This is a genomic window from Abiotrophia sp. HMSC24B09 (assembly GCF_001815865.1).
In the GTDB taxonomy this organism is placed as follows: domain Bacteria; phylum Bacillota; class Bacilli; order Lactobacillales; family Aerococcaceae; genus Abiotrophia.
The window spans coordinates 415,365-430,935 of sequence record NZ_KV822195.1; the positions used below are offsets into that span (position 1 = coordinate 415,365).

Below are 15,571 nucleotides of genomic sequence, written 5' to 3' on the forward strand. Positions count from 1 at the left end.
GGGAAAGTAAATGAAGAAGAATTGGAAGAAGTTAGCAGTCCTCACTCTACTAGGAGCTCAAGTAGCCACTGTTTCATTAACTAGCTATTCTGTATTAGCTGAGGAGTCAAGCTCTGCTTAATCAGTAGATTTAAGTGCTGAGACTGAGGCTTACAAGAAGTTTGTTAGTGCAGAAATTGACCAGCTTCTAAAAGATACTGAAAACTTTGCTAAGCTAATTCAAGAGGGTAAGTTGGATGAAGCTAAGAAAGTTTATCCATTGATTCGTAAGGCCTATGAGCGGTCAGAACCTATCGCTGAGCTTTTTGCAGAATCTGATGTTAAAATTGACTACCGTCTAGCAGACTATGTAGAGGATAATCAAACTGAAGAAGGTTGGTCTGGATTCCACAAAATTGAACAAATCCTGTGGGAAGAGGGCAAGACTGAGCCTGCAGTGTCCTATGCAAAGCAGCTAGTAGATGATATTAAGGAGCTTAAGGCCAAAGTCGCGACAGTTGAGGTAACACCTGAAAACATGCTGACAGGCGCCGTGGACTTACTAAATGAGGTGGCTACTAGCAAGATCACCGGCGAAGAAGAAATCTATTCTCATACAGATCTCTATGATTTTGAAGCTAATATTGCGGGAGCCGAAAAGATTTTTAACATCTTTAAAGACAAAATTTCTGCTAAGGATTCTGAATTGGCCAAGAACCTAACTGAAAAATTCAAGGCAGTCAATAATCTCTTGGCTAGCCACAAAGTGGATGCTGACCACTACAAACTCTATACAGAATTAAACGAGAAAGAAACCAAGGCCCTAGCTGAGGCAGTCACTAAGTTAGGGGAACCCCTATCGCAAATGGCCGTTATCTTGGAGGCTGATGAGAGTGGTCGCTAAAGCAGACGAAAAATGGTATGACAAACCTATTTCCCGTCGCGATTTTATTAAGAAGGCGGGCATGATGGGGGCAGGAGCCATGATGGCTCCGAGCATCATGAAATTACTTTTTGGTGGGGCATCACCCAAGGATGCTATAGCCCAAGAAGACGCCAACCAAGCCATTCCATTTTATGGTACGCGTCAGTCAGGCATCACCACCCCCATCCAACGTCAGGTCTATTTTGCCGTTTTGGATTTGGCGACGGAAGATTTGGAGACAATACGTAGTATTTTCAAGTCTTGGACAACTTATATTGCTCGCATGATGCAGGGTAAGCTGGTTGAGGCTTATAAATCGAATACCATGCTACCGCCTACCGATACCGGTGAGGCGGTCGGCATGGGGACTGAACGCCTTACCATTACAGTAGGGGTCAGCCCTAGTTTCTTAGAAAAACTAAATTTAACTGGCAAAAAATTGCCTGAGCTTGAGGATCTACCTAAGTTCGCACGTGACCAATTGCAGGAAGCTTTTACAGGCGGAGATATTTGTATCCAGGCTTGTGCTGAAGATGCCCAGGTGGCCTTTCATGCGGTTCGCAACTTGCTTCGCAAGGGGCGCGAACATTTAACCCTTAAATGGAGCCAGACAGGCTACGCCGCGATTACTAGCCAGGGTTCTATCCCTCGTAATCTCTTTGGCTTTAAGGACGGAACCGCTAATGTAACCAGTCAAGATGATTTTGACCGTGTGATTTGGTGTGACCAAGACAATTGGATGAAAAATGGGACCTATCTGATTGTGCGGCGTGTGCAGATGCATCTTGAAACTTGGGATCGGACCAGCCTTAAGGAACAAGAGAATACTTTTGGACGTCATCGCGACAGTGGGGCGCCTCTTGGGGCAGTTGATGAATTTGATCCGGTAGATCTGGAACTCAAAGATGACAAGGGCAACCTTGTGATTCCAGAAGATTGTCATGTGCGTCTAGCCAAAGAAGTTGGGGAAGAAATATACCGCAGGGCATTTTCTTATGCTAACGGTATTGATCCACGTACGGGGCAATTTGATGCGGGTTTGCTCTTTATTTCCTTCCAAAAGGATCCCCAACAATTTATTAAAGTTCAGAAGAATCTAGGGACCAAAGACAAATTAAATGAATACATTACCCATGTAGGGAGTGGCCTCTTTGCTATCCTCCCGGGAGTAGAAGAGGGTGGCTATCTTGGTCAAAGCTTATTTGAATAGATTCGTTAGCTGCCTAGCCTTGATGGCGATTTTGTTTTTTAGTCCTTTAGTTAGTGCTAAGACGGATTTGCAGCCCTATTTTATTCAAGTGACAGAAGCGACTCAGGCGCTAGAAGAGGGTGACTCCAGTCTGGCTCAGCAAAAACTAGAGGCTTTAGACAGCTCTTTTGCCAAGGAAAGTCAGGCGACTAGCCCGGCGGGTCAAGCAACTAAGTCAGCCATTGAGGCAGCTAAAGCAGATTTGACTCATGAAAATCTTGTGACCATTTCGCGTGCACTCTTGGCTTTCGACAAGGAACAGAATCCAGTGGATGAGTCTGCTGCTAAGACTAAGCTTGAGAAAAGAATGACGCCTCTGTTCAATCAATTAGAGAGTGCCATTGCCAAGCAAGATATTGAAGCAGTTAAACTGGCTTATAAGCAAGTCAATAGTGGTTGGACCGCAAATGAAAGCATTGTTCGGTCAACTTCTAGCGCCCATTACAATCGAATTGAAACAGCCTTGGCCTTGCTACGGGCTGCGATAGAGTTGGAGCCGGTCGATTACCAAGTTATTGAGGTGAATAGTGGTAGCTTGAAGCAAGCCATTCAAGACTTTCTGACAGGCACTGAGGCTAGTGCAGTTTCAACCACAAATGGGGCTAGCTTGAAAGATGGTTTGCAACTTTTAGATAGAGCCAAAGACGCCTTTACTAAAGGACAGACCAACCAAGCCAAGCAACTCATGCAATCCTTCATTGAACTCTGGCCTAGCATTGAAGGCGAGGTCTCGACTCGAAATTATAGACTCTACACCCGAGTTGAGCAAGAAACGCCCGTCATTATGGTTAAGGGACAGGATCCGACTTACCAAGCCAAGCTACAATCTCTAATAGATGAACTTAAGCAGATCAATAAGTCTAGCCAGTATTCCTACTGGGATGTTACGCTGATTGTCTTGCGTGAAGGGTTAGAGGCCATGTTGATTGTACTTGCTTTAGTTGCAAGTCTGAAGTCACTTAAGGCCAAACGACCCCTAGCTTATGTATATGCTGGGACAGGCACTGGACTCTTAGCAAGTATTGCCTTGGCTTTGGCTTTAACGGCGCTCCTACCCACTATTTTTTCTGGTGTGGCGCGAGAGCTCATTGAAGCAGTCACTGGCTTCTTTGCGGTGGTGACCTTAACCCTAGTAGGGATTTGGCTACATCGGAGCTCAAGCCTAGCTTCATGGCAAGCCTATATTGATCGCCAACTGGCAGCTTATCAAAGAACTGGACGCCTTTGGACCCTATTTGGGGTCAGTTTCTTAGCTGTTTTCCGCGAAGGGGCAGAGACGATTCTCTTCCTAGTGGGTATACTGTCTAAGATTTCCTTCTGGGAGATGCTGCTAGGGATTAGCCTAGCTACGCTGATTTTAGCGCTTGTCTGGTTGGTACTCAAGTACCTAGCCAATCGCTTATCACTTCCTTGGCTCTTTAAGATACTCACTATTGGGATTTATGTCTTGGCCTTCAAGATTTTGGGAGTCAGCATCCATACGCTTATTGTCACCCAGTATTTGCCTGCCAATCCAATTGTATGGGGCAACTTACAGGCCATCGAATGGCTAGGATTTTACCCAACTTGGTGGACGGTGGCTAGCCAGGCTCTATACCTTTTGGGCTTGGTGCTCATCTTCTTCCTAGTGTCGAAAGGGGAGAAGGCAGATGGCTGATAGCAAGCATCTCAGTCTAGTAGGCCATTTGGCAGAATTTAGGTCTCGCTTGATTGCTTCCCTCATCTGGTTTGTTCTCTGGTTTTGCCTGGGGATTTTCTTGGTAGATCCTTTCTATCATTTAGTGACGCAATTTTTGGACCAACCACTCTTGGCCTTGGGACCTAATGAAATTCTCTGGCTCTATGTAAAAGTAGCTAGTTTAGTAGCCTTAAGCGCTAATCTGCCTTTTGTTAGCTATCAGATTTGGGCCTATGTCAAGCCGGCTCTCAAACAAGAGGAGTTGCGTGCCATTTATTGGTACTTGCCAGCTGTCTTTCTTTGCTTTATTATGGGATTAGCTTTTGGCTTTTACTTGGTGGCTCCTGCCTTGTTACAGGTGCTCTTGAATTGGAGTCAAGAGCTCTTCGAAACGCGGCTTACAGTGGGAAACTATTTGGATTTCATCTTTGGCGTGACCTTGCCATTAGGTTTTCTATTTGAGATGCCAGTCTTAGTCGCTTTTTTGACCCATATAGGCTTGCTATCACCTAAGTGGTTGAGCGCTTATCGTCGCTATGCTTACTTTGTGCTCTTGGTATTGGCTGTTGTCTTAACGCCAGCTGATTTTGTCAGCGACCTGGCCATGTTAGTACCTCTGGTGGGACTCTATGAGATTAGTATTTTAATTAGCCATTGGATTTTGTATCGTAAGAGAAGAGGAGGAAAGCAAGATGGGATTACTTCGTGATATTGGGGCGCCAGGTTTAATTTTAATTGTCTTAGGTGCGCTCTTGATTTTTGGTCCTAAGCGATTACCAGAACTTGGAGAGTCGATTGGTAAAATGTTTGTGTCGTTCAAACGTACCGTCCATGAACTGACGGATGACGATAAAAAGCAAGAAAAAGATCAATAGTTTGTGATAAGAAAAGAGGAGCCAAGCTCCTCTTTTGTTTTGATACAGATAGTAAAACTGTTTTATTTTATGTGTGGAACAGCCTAGTTTGTCGATATTTGTTGAGCAGAACAGTTGAAAGTAACTGTTCTAGATGCTAGAATGAAATCAAATCTTAAAACCTAGGAGGTTTATTATGGTGAATGTGAAATGGAAGAAACTTGTGGCTGCTGCTAGCCTGATTACTTTAGGGGGAGCTTTATTGGCGCCAGTGCACCAAGTAAGCGCAGCGGATGAGTCTTGGGATCGCATCCAAAAATCAGGTAAAATTGTTGTAGCAACTTCAGGGGCTTACTACCCATCAACTTTCCACTCAGAAGTAGAGGGTAAAGATGTCTTAACAGGTTATGATATTGAAATCTTGCGTAAGGTTGCTGAAAAATTGAACCTTGAACTCGAATTTAAGGAAATGAACACAGATGGCATGTTAACAGCCATTAAGTCAGGTCAAGCGGATATTGTAGCCAACGACTACGACATCACACCTAAACGTGAAAAAGAATTCCTTTTCTCAACACCAATTAAATATAGCTTCGGTTCTATTGTAGTTCGTGAGTCCGACGATTCTGGCATTAAATCCTTAGATGATTTCAAAGGCAAGAAGGCAGCTGGGGAAGCGACCACCAAGTACATGGCCATTGCTGAAGCAAAAGGTGCGGAAGCTGTAACCTATGACAACGGGACCTTGGAACAATACATTGCGGACATTCACAATGGTCGGACTGACTTTATTCCAAATGATTACTATGTCCAAACCATTGCCATTAAGAATGCCAACAAGCTCTTCCCAGACTTCAAGACTAAGGTAGGGAATGTCTTCTATAACCCAAGTAAGGCAGCCTTCGTACTTAACAAGGAATCTGTAACCTTACAAGAAAAAATCAACCAAGTATTAGAAGAAATGCGTAAAGACGGTTCCTTGGCAGAACTTTCTAAGAAGTTCTATGAAGGGGAAGATGTTTCAACTGAGAAGGAAGAAATCGGGGGCAAGAAGCTTAAAGATCTTCCTGTAGTGGAAGTGGATCGTTAAGATGACCCATTGGCTCTTGACTATCAAGTGGCACTATATCTTTAATCCAGAATTGGCGCTCAAAGGACTGCCAACAGTACTACAAGGTCTGGGCAATACGTTGACTTTGTCTTTAGCTAGCTTTCTTTTAGCCACGCTTGGAGGACTTTGCCTAGCACTCTTGCGTTTAGCACCTTTGCGTGGCTTACGCGCTATTGCAATTGCCTATATTTCCTTTTTCCGTGGTGTGCCACTTCTAGTTACTTTGTTCTTTATCTATTATGGCTTACCACTAATGGGGATTGTCATGTCGGCCTTCACGGCTGCCATTTTGGGTCTGTCCATTACGGCTTCTGCCTACACGGCTGAAATTATTCGTGCCGGTATTGAAGGCGTGGAAAAAGGTCAATGGGAAGCAGCCTTTGCTGTCGGCCTGAGCTATCGACAGTCACTTCGCTATGTGGTGATACCTCAGGCTACACGTCTAGCCATTCCACCACTATCCAATGTCATGCTAGATTTGGTTAAATCCTCTTCGATTGCCGCCATTATTAGTGTGCCGGAGATATTCCAGAAGGCTAAAGTGGTGGGAGCCTCAGAACATGACTTCATGACCATGTATATCTTGGTAGCAGTCATCTATTGGTTAATTTGTACGGCATATTCCTTGCTTCAAGCCAAGTTAGAACGTCGATTTGCCCTAGATATTTAATGAAATGTAGAGAAAGAGTCCCTTAGTTTTAAGGGGCTCTTTTCTATAGATGATGAGGGGGTTGCTTGAATTGAAAAGTCTGATTGAAAGTGCTAGACTTAAAGTAAAGAGGAAAGAGGTAAAGGCAGCTATGGGCAATAAGCAGCAAAAAAAGGCAGTAAGGTTTGGTTGGCCTGTAGACCGCAAAATTCCTCGTAATTCCAGAGAATGGGCGATGTTTTGGTTATCAATTGCCTTGACACTGATCATAAGTTGGGCTTTCTATCTCAGTCGTTGGCCCGTTCCAGTCAGGAAGGTACATTTCATTTTCCATGATGATGTAAACCGCCTAATGGACTTAAAGATGCTTGAGTCAGAATCTTTCAGTTATCTATTGACTCTTATAGCGGTCCTAATTGTTATTTTCATTTTTTATATGGTGACATCCCATCTAATCTATTTAGCCTTTGATATATGGCAGACAATTAAGGGAAAAACTAGAAAGGAGGGCAAGGCATGGTAAAACGACCCAACCACAGAAAAAATAAGAATAAAAAGAAGCGAACCCGAATTCCTAGTCGCGAGCGACACTATCTGAGCTTTAAGGAAAAGTCTATCCTCCAAATCATCGCCTTATCGATTGTCATAGGTTTTATTGCCATCGCATACATGATGGATATTCGGTTGATGGCCTCTGCTAGCTTCCCTGGACTTAGCCTTAGAAGAACCTTGTCTTGGGAAAGCATCCAAGTACTTACTAACTTTTCAGATTTTAAGACTTGGCTCTTTGGTATTCAGGTTTTAATTGTGATCTTACTTATCTTTGCTTTTTTCGTGACAGTTTGCAACTTCTGGGTTCAATGGACCTGGCATGAGTTACGCACCCTCTTTTTCTCCCAAGACCAAGGTCAGGAAGAGGTGGAAGCATAACCTTGATTGTCACAACGGCTATTGACAAAGAGCCAGGCTTAGTAAAGCGCGCCCAGGAGTTGGCCCAACTATACGGTGGAATCTATCAAGACCGTGGTAAGCGTACCATGAAGCAAATCTATTGCCAGGCAGAGGGTGCCTTAGTCCTTAACAAGAATGAGTTAATCTACTATGATGCGGAGGGTCAGAAACTCTTCTTCCATCCCAATACAGCCTGGCTCAGGGTACTTAACGGCCGCGACCCTTTGTTGGAAGCCCTAGCTTGTCCAACTGGTGCTAGTGTCCTGGATTCCACCATGGGGATGGCCAGTGATAGTCTAGTGATGCAGTATTTTGGCTACCAGGTCACTGCCTTAGAGTTTAATCCCTTGGTGCATTTGATTGTTAGCGATGGCTTGTCTCGTTTTGTTATGGAAGATAGTCGTTTTACTCAGGCTATGAGAGGCTTGGTGACTTACTGTCAGGATTATCAAACCTATCTTGCTCAAGCAAAAGATAAGAGTATAGACTGTGTCTACTTTGATCCAATGTTTAAGGTGGGCATTGAAGAATCCAAGAACTTAGATGGTATTCGCCTCTTAGCTAATCGGCAACCCTTGACTGAAGAAACCTTGGAACAGGCCAAGCGGGTAGCAAGACACCGCGTCGTTGTCAAAGCCCACTATCAAGACCCTATTTTTGAAGACTTAGGTCTGACACGTATCAAACGACCTAATACCAAATTCCATTATGGCTACTACCAATGTTAGGAGGAGATTTTATGAAACAATTAGTTTTAATTCGTCATGGCGAAAGTGAGTGGAACCGGCTTAACCTCTTTACAGGTTGGACCGATGTAGAACTGACCGACAAAGGTTTGGCTGAAGCACATGAAGCAGGGCGCCAGCTCAAGGCAGCAGGCTTTGACTTTGATTTAGCCTATACAAGCTATCTTAAACGGGCCATTCACACTTTGGATGCTGTTCTGAATGAGCTAGACCGGTCTTGGCTGCCAGTCCATAAGGCTTGGCAGTTAAATGAGCGCCATTATGGCGCCCTACAAGGCTTGAATAAGGTTGAGACGGCAGAAAAATATGGCGAAGAGCAGGTTAAAATCTGGCGCCGTTCCTTTGATGTATTACCACCAAGCCTAGAAGCTAGTGATAATCGTAATCCACGTTTGCAAGACCAATACCGACGTGTGCCTACAGAGGAAAGTCTGCCGTTGGCGGAAAGTCTTGCAACTACCATCGAGCGGGTTGTCCCTTACTTTGAAACAGTGATTCGGCCACAAATGGCAGAAGGACAGCGCATCATTATTGCCGCACACGGTAACTCACTTCGTGCGCTCGTTAAGTATTTTGATAAACTAAGCGCAGATCAGATTATGGAAGTGAATATTCCGACAGGTGTACCACTTGTTTATGAATTTGATGATAACTTCCAAGCCATTAAACATTATTACCTAGGTGACCAAGAGGCCTTGGCAGCTAAAATGTCTGCCGTAGCTAACCAAGGTAAGCTCGCCCATTAAGCAGGTGAAGGATTGGACTTAAGTGCCAATCCTTTTTTGGCTTGCAATCTGGCTGAAAAAGGGTAAACTTGTATTGTGAGAAGAGGGGGATTCATTGTGAAACTTTATGTCCAGTTCATGATTATTGTCTTATTAGCCTTTATAGGGGAGGGGATTTCGACTTATTTTCAATTACCAATCCCCGGCTCTATTATAGGCTTAATCCTCCTATTTTTAGCCCTTGAATTTAAGCTCCTGCGTTTGCGTCATGTCAATGCAGTGGGTAACTTTCTCTTGGCTAATATGACCATTCTCTTTCTACCGGCTGCTGTCGGGATTATGGACCGTTATGAGGTCATTGCGCCTTTTCTAGGACCAATTGTGCTCATCATAGTAGGTGCTATTGTACTTAATATTGTGGTCATTGCCTTAGTGGTTAATTATGTTAAGAACCGCTATGAAGGCAACTACGAGGATCGTTTTGTGGACGACTTTACTGAGGAGGTAAACTAGGTGACTGCTAATTTTTGGGAAAATCCCTTATTTGGTCTTGGACTATCAATTCTAGCTTACTATCTTGGTATGCGACTCAATCGACGTTGGCCTCACCCATTGACGACGCCACTTCTGATTGCAACTATCTTAATTATTGTAGTACTCAAGCTAACCGGCATTCCTTATCACGCTTATTACGTGGGAGGCAGTTATCTTAACACTCTGATTGTGCCTTCGACAGTAGCTTTGGGTATTCCGCTTTATAAAACCTTCCACTTGATGAAACACCATATACGCAGTATTCTCTTAGGGACTTCAATTGCGGTGTTAATTAATACGACATTTACTGCACTCCTTGCTAAGCTTTTTGGTATGGATTTCTTCCTGGCAATTTCGCTTTTCCCTAAATCAGTTACAACCGCTATGGCGGTGGGGATTATCGACAAGATGCAAGGCATAACAACAGTGACCTTAGTGGTTGTAGTGGCTACTGGGATTTTGACAAGCGTTCTGGGGCCTGTTGTCTTAAAAGTTTTGAAGATTGAAGATCATGTAGCAGTTGGGCTAGCCTTAGGCGGAACGGGACACGCAGTGGGGACCGGGACAGCTTTCAAATATGGTCAAGTCGCAGGCGCCATGGCCGGTCTGGCAATTGGTGTGACGGGTTTGCTCTATGTCTTTATTAGCCCATTGATTGCGGCACTTATCTTGTCAAACTAATAGAGTGATTTAAATTCTAGTGCTACAAGTACTAGGATTTAATTGTTATGAGAGAGGATTATGATTGACAAGCTAGATTTTCTATTATAGAATATGAATGAATACAAAATATATTCACTCATGTATATAAAAGGAGGCAGGATAGCAGTGGATAAAAAACAAGCCCTAAAGTTAGCCGCTTATGAAGTTTTTTCTAAAAAGGGCTACAAAGCGACAGGAATTTCAGAAATTGCCAAGCAGGCCAGTATGGCAGTCGGCTCTTTTTATAACTATTATGACAGTAAAGAAGCCATTTTTTTGGATATCTACATCGATGAGAACAATCGCGCTCGTCAAGCTATGATTGAAGAAATTGATTGGCAAATGGACATGGTTGAACTAGTTAGCCAAATTTTTGGCCGATCACGTTCCTTGGTTTCTTCCAATAAAATCCTTAAGGAGTGGTATAATCCTGCAATCGCAGATGAATTACATGGATATTATTCCTCCCAAGAAGGCAAAGTCTCAAATCCTTTCCACAATTTTTTAGTCGAAACTTTTACCAGTCGAATGTTAGCAGAAGGTTACTCGCAAGATAAAATTCAGGATATTTTACGTGTCTACAACTTATTCTATTACATGGATATGCAAATTACAGAACAAGATGTGCCAGATTTAAGTAGAACGCTTGAAATATTGGCAACTAATTTCGTTAAAGGAGTCTTGAAATAAAGAGTAGCTCTTTATTTCGCCGCAAAATGAATGAATATAATATATATTCATTCTGGCGTTAGGAGGATAAAGTCATGAAAAAACAAGAAATGAAAAGAGGTAAAACGATGTTAATCACTATCCTAGCAGTCATTGTAAGTTTAAGCATTATCGCTTGGGGCATTATCGCTTATCTTGGGCGTGGTCAAACGCTATCTGTCCTTTCTATTGATAAACTAGAAGGGGATTTAAGCCTCATCCACTTGGCTAAACCTGACAACATGCAATGGAAAGCAGGTGCTCACGCTAAGATCTCTTTACCAAATAGTATAGATAATCATCAAACCTCTAGCGAGGTTGTAACGGGGGCAAGCAAAAGCCAAGCTAAAGATGGGGAAAGTAGCCGTTGGCTAACGATTGCTTCAAGTTCAAATGAAGATGAAATTTTAATTTTGACTCATAATAATGGCAGTCCATACAAAAAAAATCTAACTAATTTGCCGGCGGGAAGCAAAGTAGAGTTAAGTTGGTTGGACTCAACCTTATCCACGGCGGATAGCAATAAAGCCTTCGTATGTTTTGCCTCAGATGTCGGCATTGCGGCCATTCGCCCAATTATCAAAGAAGAGCTAGGTAAACGCGAATTGGTCTTGAGTCATTTTAGTAAAGGGGTGATGGTCTTTAACAATGAACTGGAAGATTCAGCTAAAAATCATGCAAATCTAAGCTATGAGAGCAGCTCGAGTCTTTCTCAAAGTCAGGACTATTTAAGTGACGCAGTTGAGCGCTATGGTAATGATGCGACTTATCTATTAGCGGGGCAGGCCAATGATGTGAATGCTATGACCAAATTCCTTGAGGATAAGGGAATTGATAAGAAGAAGATAAAAACTAGTCGATTTAGGGGCTTAAAATAGTCTGTAAATTAAAGACTAGACTTTAATGGCTCTTGAGAGTGAAAAAGGGATGAAAAAAATCCAATGGTTGCCTGACCATTGGATTTTGTTTTTACACATAGTATAGAATGCTATAAAACATGAAGACGGCGCCGCCTAATACGAAAAGGTGCCAAATGATATGCATCCATTTGTTGTCTTTCATACGATAAAAAATCGTTCCTAGTGAGTAAGTGACACCGCCCAAAGCCAAGAGCAGAATCCCGGTCAAGGGAATGGATTGAGCTAAGGGATAGATGATAAAGACACTAAGCCAGCCTAATCCAAGGTAGAGGAAGGTGCTGAGTTTTGGCCATCGGCCGATAGCAGAGACTTCGAAGATAATGCCTCCAATAGCCAAGGCCCAGACAAGCGCTAGGAAACCATAGCCCACAAGTCCCCCGATTGAAACCATGAGGTAGGGAGTGTAAGTCCCCGCGATTAAAAGGTAGATAGAAGAATGGTCAATCTTTTGGAAGACATCTTTATAGCGAGTCAGGCTAAAGGAATGATAAAGGGTTGAATTTAAGAATAATAAGAAGAGGCTAGCTCCATAGATCGCATAGGAGACAATCTCTAAGTGTGAGCCATGTTGGACGCCTTTGAGTATGAGCGCAACCGTGGCAATAATGCTTAAGAGGGCGCCAATACCATGAGTTGCAGCATTGAGAACTTCAATGAGGACCTGTTTAGTATAGGATAATTTGAGTGTTTCTTTCATGTTTTCCCTCCTTTTCTATCATTGTACCCTAAATATACTGAGAAAGAAAGTTAAAGCCTTAGGGACTATGTTTTGCATCTTGTGGCCTTTTTTTGGTAGAATGGGTATATACAGACACGAAGGAGGGCCTAATGGCAAAGAGTTTTTACGATTATATTTCTCGTTCAGTGGACTATGGAGCCAAGGACCCCATGAGTCGCTTGGCGAATGCTATCCACTCAGATCAAGGGTTTCCTAAGCGTAGCGACGAATTTGACGAAATCTCACGTTACATGGAAGACAGCCCTCATTATTCACGTCTATTGTCCATCTTTGATGATGCGTGGCAACAGTATCTTTACCACAAATAGAAAGGATTGAATTTTATGTCGATTCATATTGCAGCCCAAGAAGGCCAAATCGCTGAAGTAGTTTTATTCCCGGGGGATCCATTGCGGGCCCAATATATTGCTGAAACCTTCCTGGAGAATGTGACGCGTTATAATACGGTACGCAACATGTTCGGTTTTACTGGGACCTACAAGGGGGTTCCAGTTTCTGTTCAAGGTTCTGGTATGGGGATTCCTTCAGCCATGATTTACGCTGAAGAACTCTACCAAAGCTATGGTGTTAAGACGATTATCCGCATTGGGACCGCTGGTGGGATGAAAGAATCTGTCAAAGTTCGGGATATCGTCTTTGGCCAAGGGGCGACGACTGACTCTAGCTGCTTAACCAATATCTTTAATGGGCAAGTCTCCTTTGCAGCCTTAGCTGATTTCAAGGTTCTAGATACTGCTTATCATCTAGCAGCAGAAAAATTACCTAAGGAAAATATCCATGTCGGTAATATTTTATCTAGCGATCGTTTCTATAATGAAGAGATGGACAAGGGCAAACTAGCTCGTTATGGGGTTTTAGCTGTGGAAATGGAAGCAGCGGGGCTCTATGCCGTGGCAGCTAAACACAACCGTCAAGCCTTGGCTATGTGTACGATTAGTGACCACTTAATTACAGGTGAAGAAACAACGGCTGAAGAACGCCAAACAACTTTCACACAAATGATGGAAGTTGCCTTAGAAACAGCTTACGCGCTTCAAAGCAAATAAACTCAATATTCTTGGAAAGAAGGGATTCGATGAAGTTAAGCAAAGGATTGAAATGGTTCTCTGCCTTACTAGTAACAACCAGTGTACTTTCAACAACTGTTCCAGTGACAGCTGCACCATTTAGCCTCTTTGGCTCAAAAGAACAGCTTTCAGATGAAGACATTCAGAAAATTCAGGAAGTCTATCGTTCTATTCGTGAAGGCTACATTGAAGAAATTGACAAAGAGAAGATTTTAGAAGGTGCCCTGAAAGGTATGGTGTCTGCCACAGAAGACCCCTATTCAGAGTATTTTAACAAGGAAGAATCAACCGCCTTCGATAATGCCATGAGTGATTCCTTTGAAGGGATTGGGGTTCAATTCCAAGTCAAAGGTGGCGAAATGGTTGTTATTAGTGCCCTTGATGATACACCTGCCTCTAAAGCAGGTTTGCAGCCAAATGACGTCATTGTCAGTGTAGATGGGACAGAGCTTAAGGACAAGACGACCCAAGAAGTCATGAAACTTATCCGTGGCCCTAAGGGTTCTGAAGTTAAACTAGTCATTCGTCGCGGCGGGTCAAATTTTGATGTCAAGTTGACTCGCGACACTATTCCAAATTATTCCGTTACTAGCAATTTGGATGAGCAAGACAAGACCATTGCCCACATCAAAATTATCCAATTTGGTGAAAATACCGCCAAGGAATTGGAAAATGCCGTTAAGAAAGCCCGTGAAGACGGTGCTAAGAGCTTTATCTTTGACTTGCGTAATGACCCAGGTGGCCTCTTAAGTCAGGCGCTGGCTATTGGGAATATGTTCTTAAAAGATGGCGATGTCATCCTCCAAACCCAAGAACGTGGCAGTGATCCGACCGTCTTTTCTGCTGATACCAAGCTTTATGGAGACTTTAAAATCACAGAACCTTACGTCTTCTTGGTAGATGGTGGTTCAGCATCTGCTAGTGAAATTTTAGCTGCTGCAATTAAGGAAAACACCAAACATGATTTAGTAGGCGAGAAGACCTTTGGTAAGGGGACGGTTCAACAAGTTCTTAATCAATCAGATCTTGGCGAATTGAAGTTAACGATTGCTAAATGGCTAACGCCAAAAGGTGATTGGATTCATAAACAAGGGATTGAGCCGACAGTTGCTGTCGAACAAGAACCGGTGGCTAAGGCAGTTAGCCTCAGCTATGATGATACCCTTGCCAAAGGCCAATCTAATGACGGAGTAAAAAATCTGGCCTTAATTCTTAAAGCTTTAGGCTATGAATTAGAGTCTACTGAATACTTTGATGACAAGATGGAAGCTGCTGTCAAGGCCTTCCAAAAGGATAAGGGATTGACTGAAGATGGGCAAGTAACTGGTAAGACAGCAGATGCCCTCAACGAGGCAACCCGTGATTATCTCAAGACTCATGATGCGCAGTACGACAAGGCCAAAGAAGTACTTAAGCAAGGAAATAACTCATGAGATCACTAAGAAAATTAGGCCGTGACTTGGTCAATGTGGTCTTCTATCTCATGATTGCCGTCTTAATCCTAACAGGTATTCGGCAGTATATTCTGCAGCCTTTTCAGGTTGATGGCCATTCTATGGAGGCAACCCTCCATCATGGAGAGCACATGTTGCTCTTTCCTAGTGCTAAGATTAATCGCTTTGATGTAGTGGTATTTCCTGATCCGAAAGGGTCAGGAAATTCCTATGTTAAGCGGGTTATTGGTTTGCCTGGTGATCATTTGCAGGTGAAGAATGACCAACTCTATCTCAATGACTTGCCAGTACCGGAGCCATACCTGGAACCAAATAAATCTCAAGCTGATAGCCATCCATTTACTCAAGACTTTTCCTTGTGGGATACCTTGGGAATCGAGTCTATTCCTGAAGGATATTATTTTGTTATGGGGGATAACCGACCAGGATCAGGGGATAGTCGTCAGTTTGGTCTAGTCCCAATTGCTTCGGTTCAGGGCAAAGCTGACCTAGTTTATTGGCCTTTCAATCAAATGCGACGCATGGCGCAATATCAGCTACAAGCAGATGGCTCCTTGTCTATTAGCGCACCCTAAACTAT

General features: G+C 43.2%; 19 protein-coding genes and 1 pseudogene. 19 read left to right on the forward strand and 1 reads right to left on the reverse strand.

Features of this window, described 5'->3' with window-relative positions:
- Positions 1-142: 142 nt before the first annotated feature.
- From HMPREF3093_RS03095 to HMPREF3093_RS03165, 15 genes and pseudogenes are all read left to right on the forward strand, one after another.
- Positions 143-883, forward strand: a pseudogene (locus tag HMPREF3093_RS03095) (EfeM/EfeO family lipoprotein); the annotation flags it as partial.
- A complete protein-coding gene (gene efeB, locus HMPREF3093_RS03100) occupies positions 873-2,114 on the forward strand; it encodes an iron uptake transporter deferrochelatase/peroxidase subunit (RefSeq protein ID WP_257244488.1) in 1,242 nt (413 codons plus the stop codon). The pseudogene HMPREF3093_RS03095 and the gene efeB, both read left to right, overlap by 11 nt.
- Before the next feature lie 22 nt (positions 2,115-2,136).
- Positions 2,137-3,810, forward strand: coding sequence for an FTR1 family iron permease (locus HMPREF3093_RS03105; RefSeq protein ID WP_180363251.1), 1,674 nt, complete (start codon positions 2,137-2,139; stop codon positions 3,808-3,810).
- Positions 3,803-4,540 carry a twin-arginine translocase subunit TatC gene (gene tatC / locus HMPREF3093_RS03110; protein ID WP_070755551.1) on the forward strand — a complete coding sequence of 246 codons (738 nt, stop codon included), beginning with the start codon at positions 3,803-3,805 and terminating at the stop codon, positions 4,538-4,540. Before HMPREF3093_RS03105 ends, tatC begins: the two co-directional genes overlap by 8 nt.
- Positions 4,524-4,706: a twin-arginine translocase TatA/TatE family subunit gene (locus HMPREF3093_RS03115; RefSeq protein ID WP_023390673.1), complete on the forward strand. Its 183-nt coding sequence runs from the start codon at positions 4,524-4,526 to the stop codon at positions 4,704-4,706. The genes tatC and HMPREF3093_RS03115 overlap by 17 nt, the downstream gene beginning before the upstream one ends.
- A 175-nt stretch (positions 4,707-4,881) precedes the next feature.
- On the forward strand, positions 4,882-5,775 hold the full coding sequence (locus HMPREF3093_RS03120; RefSeq protein WP_070755552.1) for a transporter substrate-binding domain-containing protein: 894 nt from the start codon (positions 4,882-4,884) through the stop codon (positions 5,773-5,775).
- 1 nt (position 5,776) lies between these two features.
- Complete coding sequence (locus tag HMPREF3093_RS03125; protein ID WP_070755553.1) at positions 5,777-6,466, forward strand: amino acid ABC transporter permease; 690 nt, start codon at positions 5,777-5,779, stop codon at positions 6,464-6,466.
- Positions 6,467-6,536: 70 nt separating this feature from the next.
- Positions 6,537-6,968: a hypothetical protein gene (locus tag HMPREF3093_RS03130; RefSeq protein ID WP_143227639.1), complete on the forward strand. Its 432-nt coding sequence runs from the start codon at positions 6,537-6,539 to the stop codon at positions 6,966-6,968.
- Positions 6,962-7,375 carry a hypothetical protein gene (locus tag HMPREF3093_RS03135; RefSeq protein ID WP_070755555.1) on the forward strand — a complete coding sequence of 138 codons (414 nt, stop codon included), beginning with the start codon at positions 6,962-6,964 and terminating at the stop codon, positions 7,373-7,375. Before HMPREF3093_RS03130 ends, HMPREF3093_RS03135 begins: the two co-directional genes overlap by 7 nt.
- A gap of 2 nt (positions 7,376-7,377) precedes the next feature.
- Entirely contained in the window at positions 7,378-8,124 is a 747-nt protein-coding gene (locus tag HMPREF3093_RS03140) for a class I SAM-dependent methyltransferase (RefSeq protein WP_083316253.1), read from the forward strand.
- 11 nt (positions 8,125-8,135) lie between these two features.
- The gene (gene gpmA, locus HMPREF3093_RS03145; protein ID WP_070755557.1) at positions 8,136-8,888 is read left to right on the forward strand and encodes a 2,3-diphosphoglycerate-dependent phosphoglycerate mutase; all 753 of its coding nucleotides are present in this window, start codon (positions 8,136-8,138) and stop codon (positions 8,886-8,888) included.
- Positions 8,889-8,984: 96 nt separating this feature from the next.
- On the forward strand, positions 8,985-9,380 hold the full coding sequence (locus tag HMPREF3093_RS03150) for a CidA/LrgA family protein (RefSeq protein ID WP_070755558.1): 396 nt from the start codon (positions 8,985-8,987) through the stop codon (positions 9,378-9,380).
- Complete coding sequence (locus tag HMPREF3093_RS03155) at positions 9,381-10,082, forward strand: LrgB family protein (protein WP_070755559.1); 702 nt, start codon at positions 9,381-9,383, stop codon at positions 10,080-10,082.
- 147 nt (positions 10,083-10,229) lie between these two features.
- Positions 10,230-10,793: a TetR/AcrR family transcriptional regulator gene (locus HMPREF3093_RS03160; RefSeq protein ID WP_180363252.1), complete on the forward strand. Its 564-nt coding sequence runs from the start codon at positions 10,230-10,232 to the stop codon at positions 10,791-10,793.
- An 89-nt stretch (positions 10,794-10,882) separates the two neighbouring features.
- Positions 10,883-11,689, forward strand: coding sequence for a ferredoxin reductase (locus HMPREF3093_RS03165; protein WP_070755675.1), 807 nt, complete (start codon positions 10,883-10,885; stop codon positions 11,687-11,689).
- Positions 11,690-11,780: 91 nt separating this feature from the next.
- On the opposite strand, the gene HMPREF3093_RS03170 is transcribed toward HMPREF3093_RS03165, so the two are convergent.
- Positions 11,781-12,428: a PAQR family membrane homeostasis protein TrhA gene (locus tag HMPREF3093_RS03170; RefSeq protein ID WP_070755561.1), complete on the reverse strand. Its 648-nt coding sequence runs from the start codon at positions 12,426-12,428 to the stop codon at positions 11,781-11,783.
- Positions 12,429-12,559: 131 nt separating this feature from the next.
- On the opposite strand from HMPREF3093_RS03170, the gene HMPREF3093_RS03175 reads away from it, so the two are divergent.
- From HMPREF3093_RS03175 to lepB, 4 genes are read left to right on the forward strand one after another with little or no spacing between them, the layout of a single operon-like run.
- A complete protein-coding gene (locus tag HMPREF3093_RS03175; protein WP_035364330.1) occupies positions 12,560-12,778 on the forward strand; it encodes a YozE family protein in 219 nt (72 codons plus the stop codon).
- A 15-nt stretch (positions 12,779-12,793) separates the two neighbouring features.
- Complete coding sequence (deoD, locus tag HMPREF3093_RS03180) at positions 12,794-13,516, forward strand: purine-nucleoside phosphorylase (protein WP_070755562.1); 723 nt, start codon at positions 12,794-12,796, stop codon at positions 13,514-13,516.
- A gap of 29 nt (positions 13,517-13,545) precedes the next feature.
- Positions 13,546-14,970 (forward strand): S41 family peptidase, encoded by a 1,425-nt coding sequence (locus HMPREF3093_RS03185; RefSeq protein ID WP_070755563.1) that lies wholly within the window; start codon positions 13,546-13,548, stop codon positions 14,968-14,970.
- Positions 14,967-15,566 carry a signal peptidase I gene (lepB, locus tag HMPREF3093_RS03190; RefSeq protein WP_070755564.1) on the forward strand — a complete coding sequence of 200 codons (600 nt, stop codon included), beginning with the start codon at positions 14,967-14,969 and terminating at the stop codon, positions 15,564-15,566. Before HMPREF3093_RS03185 ends, lepB begins: the two co-directional genes overlap by 4 nt.
- The last annotated feature ends 5 nt before the right edge of the window (positions 15,567-15,571 follow it).

Excerpts from the sequence above, each read along its gene's own strand:
- HMPREF3093_RS03105 (WP_180363251.1), top strand. The coding sequence starts at position 2,137 with ATGGCGATTTTGTTTTTTAGTCCTTTAGTTAGTGCTAAGACGGATTTG.
- tatC (WP_070755551.1), top strand. The coding sequence starts at position 3,803 with ATGGCTGATAGCAAGCATCTCAGTCTAGTAGGCCATTTGGCAGAATTT.
- HMPREF3093_RS03115 (WP_023390673.1), top strand. The coding sequence starts at position 4,524 with ATGGGATTACTTCGTGATATTGGGGCGCCAGGTTTAATTTTAATTGTC.
- HMPREF3093_RS03120 (WP_070755552.1), top strand. The coding sequence starts at position 4,882 with ATGGTGAATGTGAAATGGAAGAAACTTGTGGCTGCTGCTAGCCTGATT.
- HMPREF3093_RS03125 (WP_070755553.1), top strand. The coding sequence starts at position 5,777 with ATGACCCATTGGCTCTTGACTATCAAGTGGCACTATATCTTTAATCCA.
- HMPREF3093_RS03135 (WP_070755555.1), top strand. The coding sequence starts at position 6,962 with ATGGTAAAACGACCCAACCACAGAAAAAATAAGAATAAAAAGAAGCGA.
- gpmA (WP_070755557.1), top strand. The coding sequence starts at position 8,136 with ATGAAACAATTAGTTTTAATTCGTCATGGCGAAAGTGAGTGGAACCGG.
- HMPREF3093_RS03165 (WP_070755675.1), top strand. The coding sequence starts at position 10,883 with ATGAAAAGAGGTAAAACGATGTTAATCACTATCCTAGCAGTCATTGTA.
- HMPREF3093_RS03170 (WP_070755561.1), bottom strand. The coding sequence starts at position 12,428 with ATGAAAGAAACACTCAAATTATCCTATACTAAACAGGTCCTCATTGAA.
- HMPREF3093_RS03175 (WP_035364330.1), top strand. The coding sequence starts at position 12,560 with ATGGCAAAGAGTTTTTACGATTATATTTCTCGTTCAGTGGACTATGGA.
- deoD (WP_070755562.1), top strand. The coding sequence starts at position 12,794 with ATGTCGATTCATATTGCAGCCCAAGAAGGCCAAATCGCTGAAGTAGTT.
- HMPREF3093_RS03185 (WP_070755563.1), top strand. The coding sequence starts at position 13,546 with ATGAAGTTAAGCAAAGGATTGAAATGGTTCTCTGCCTTACTAGTAACA.
- lepB (WP_070755564.1), top strand. The coding sequence starts at position 14,967 with ATGAGATCACTAAGAAAATTAGGCCGTGACTTGGTCAATGTGGTCTTC.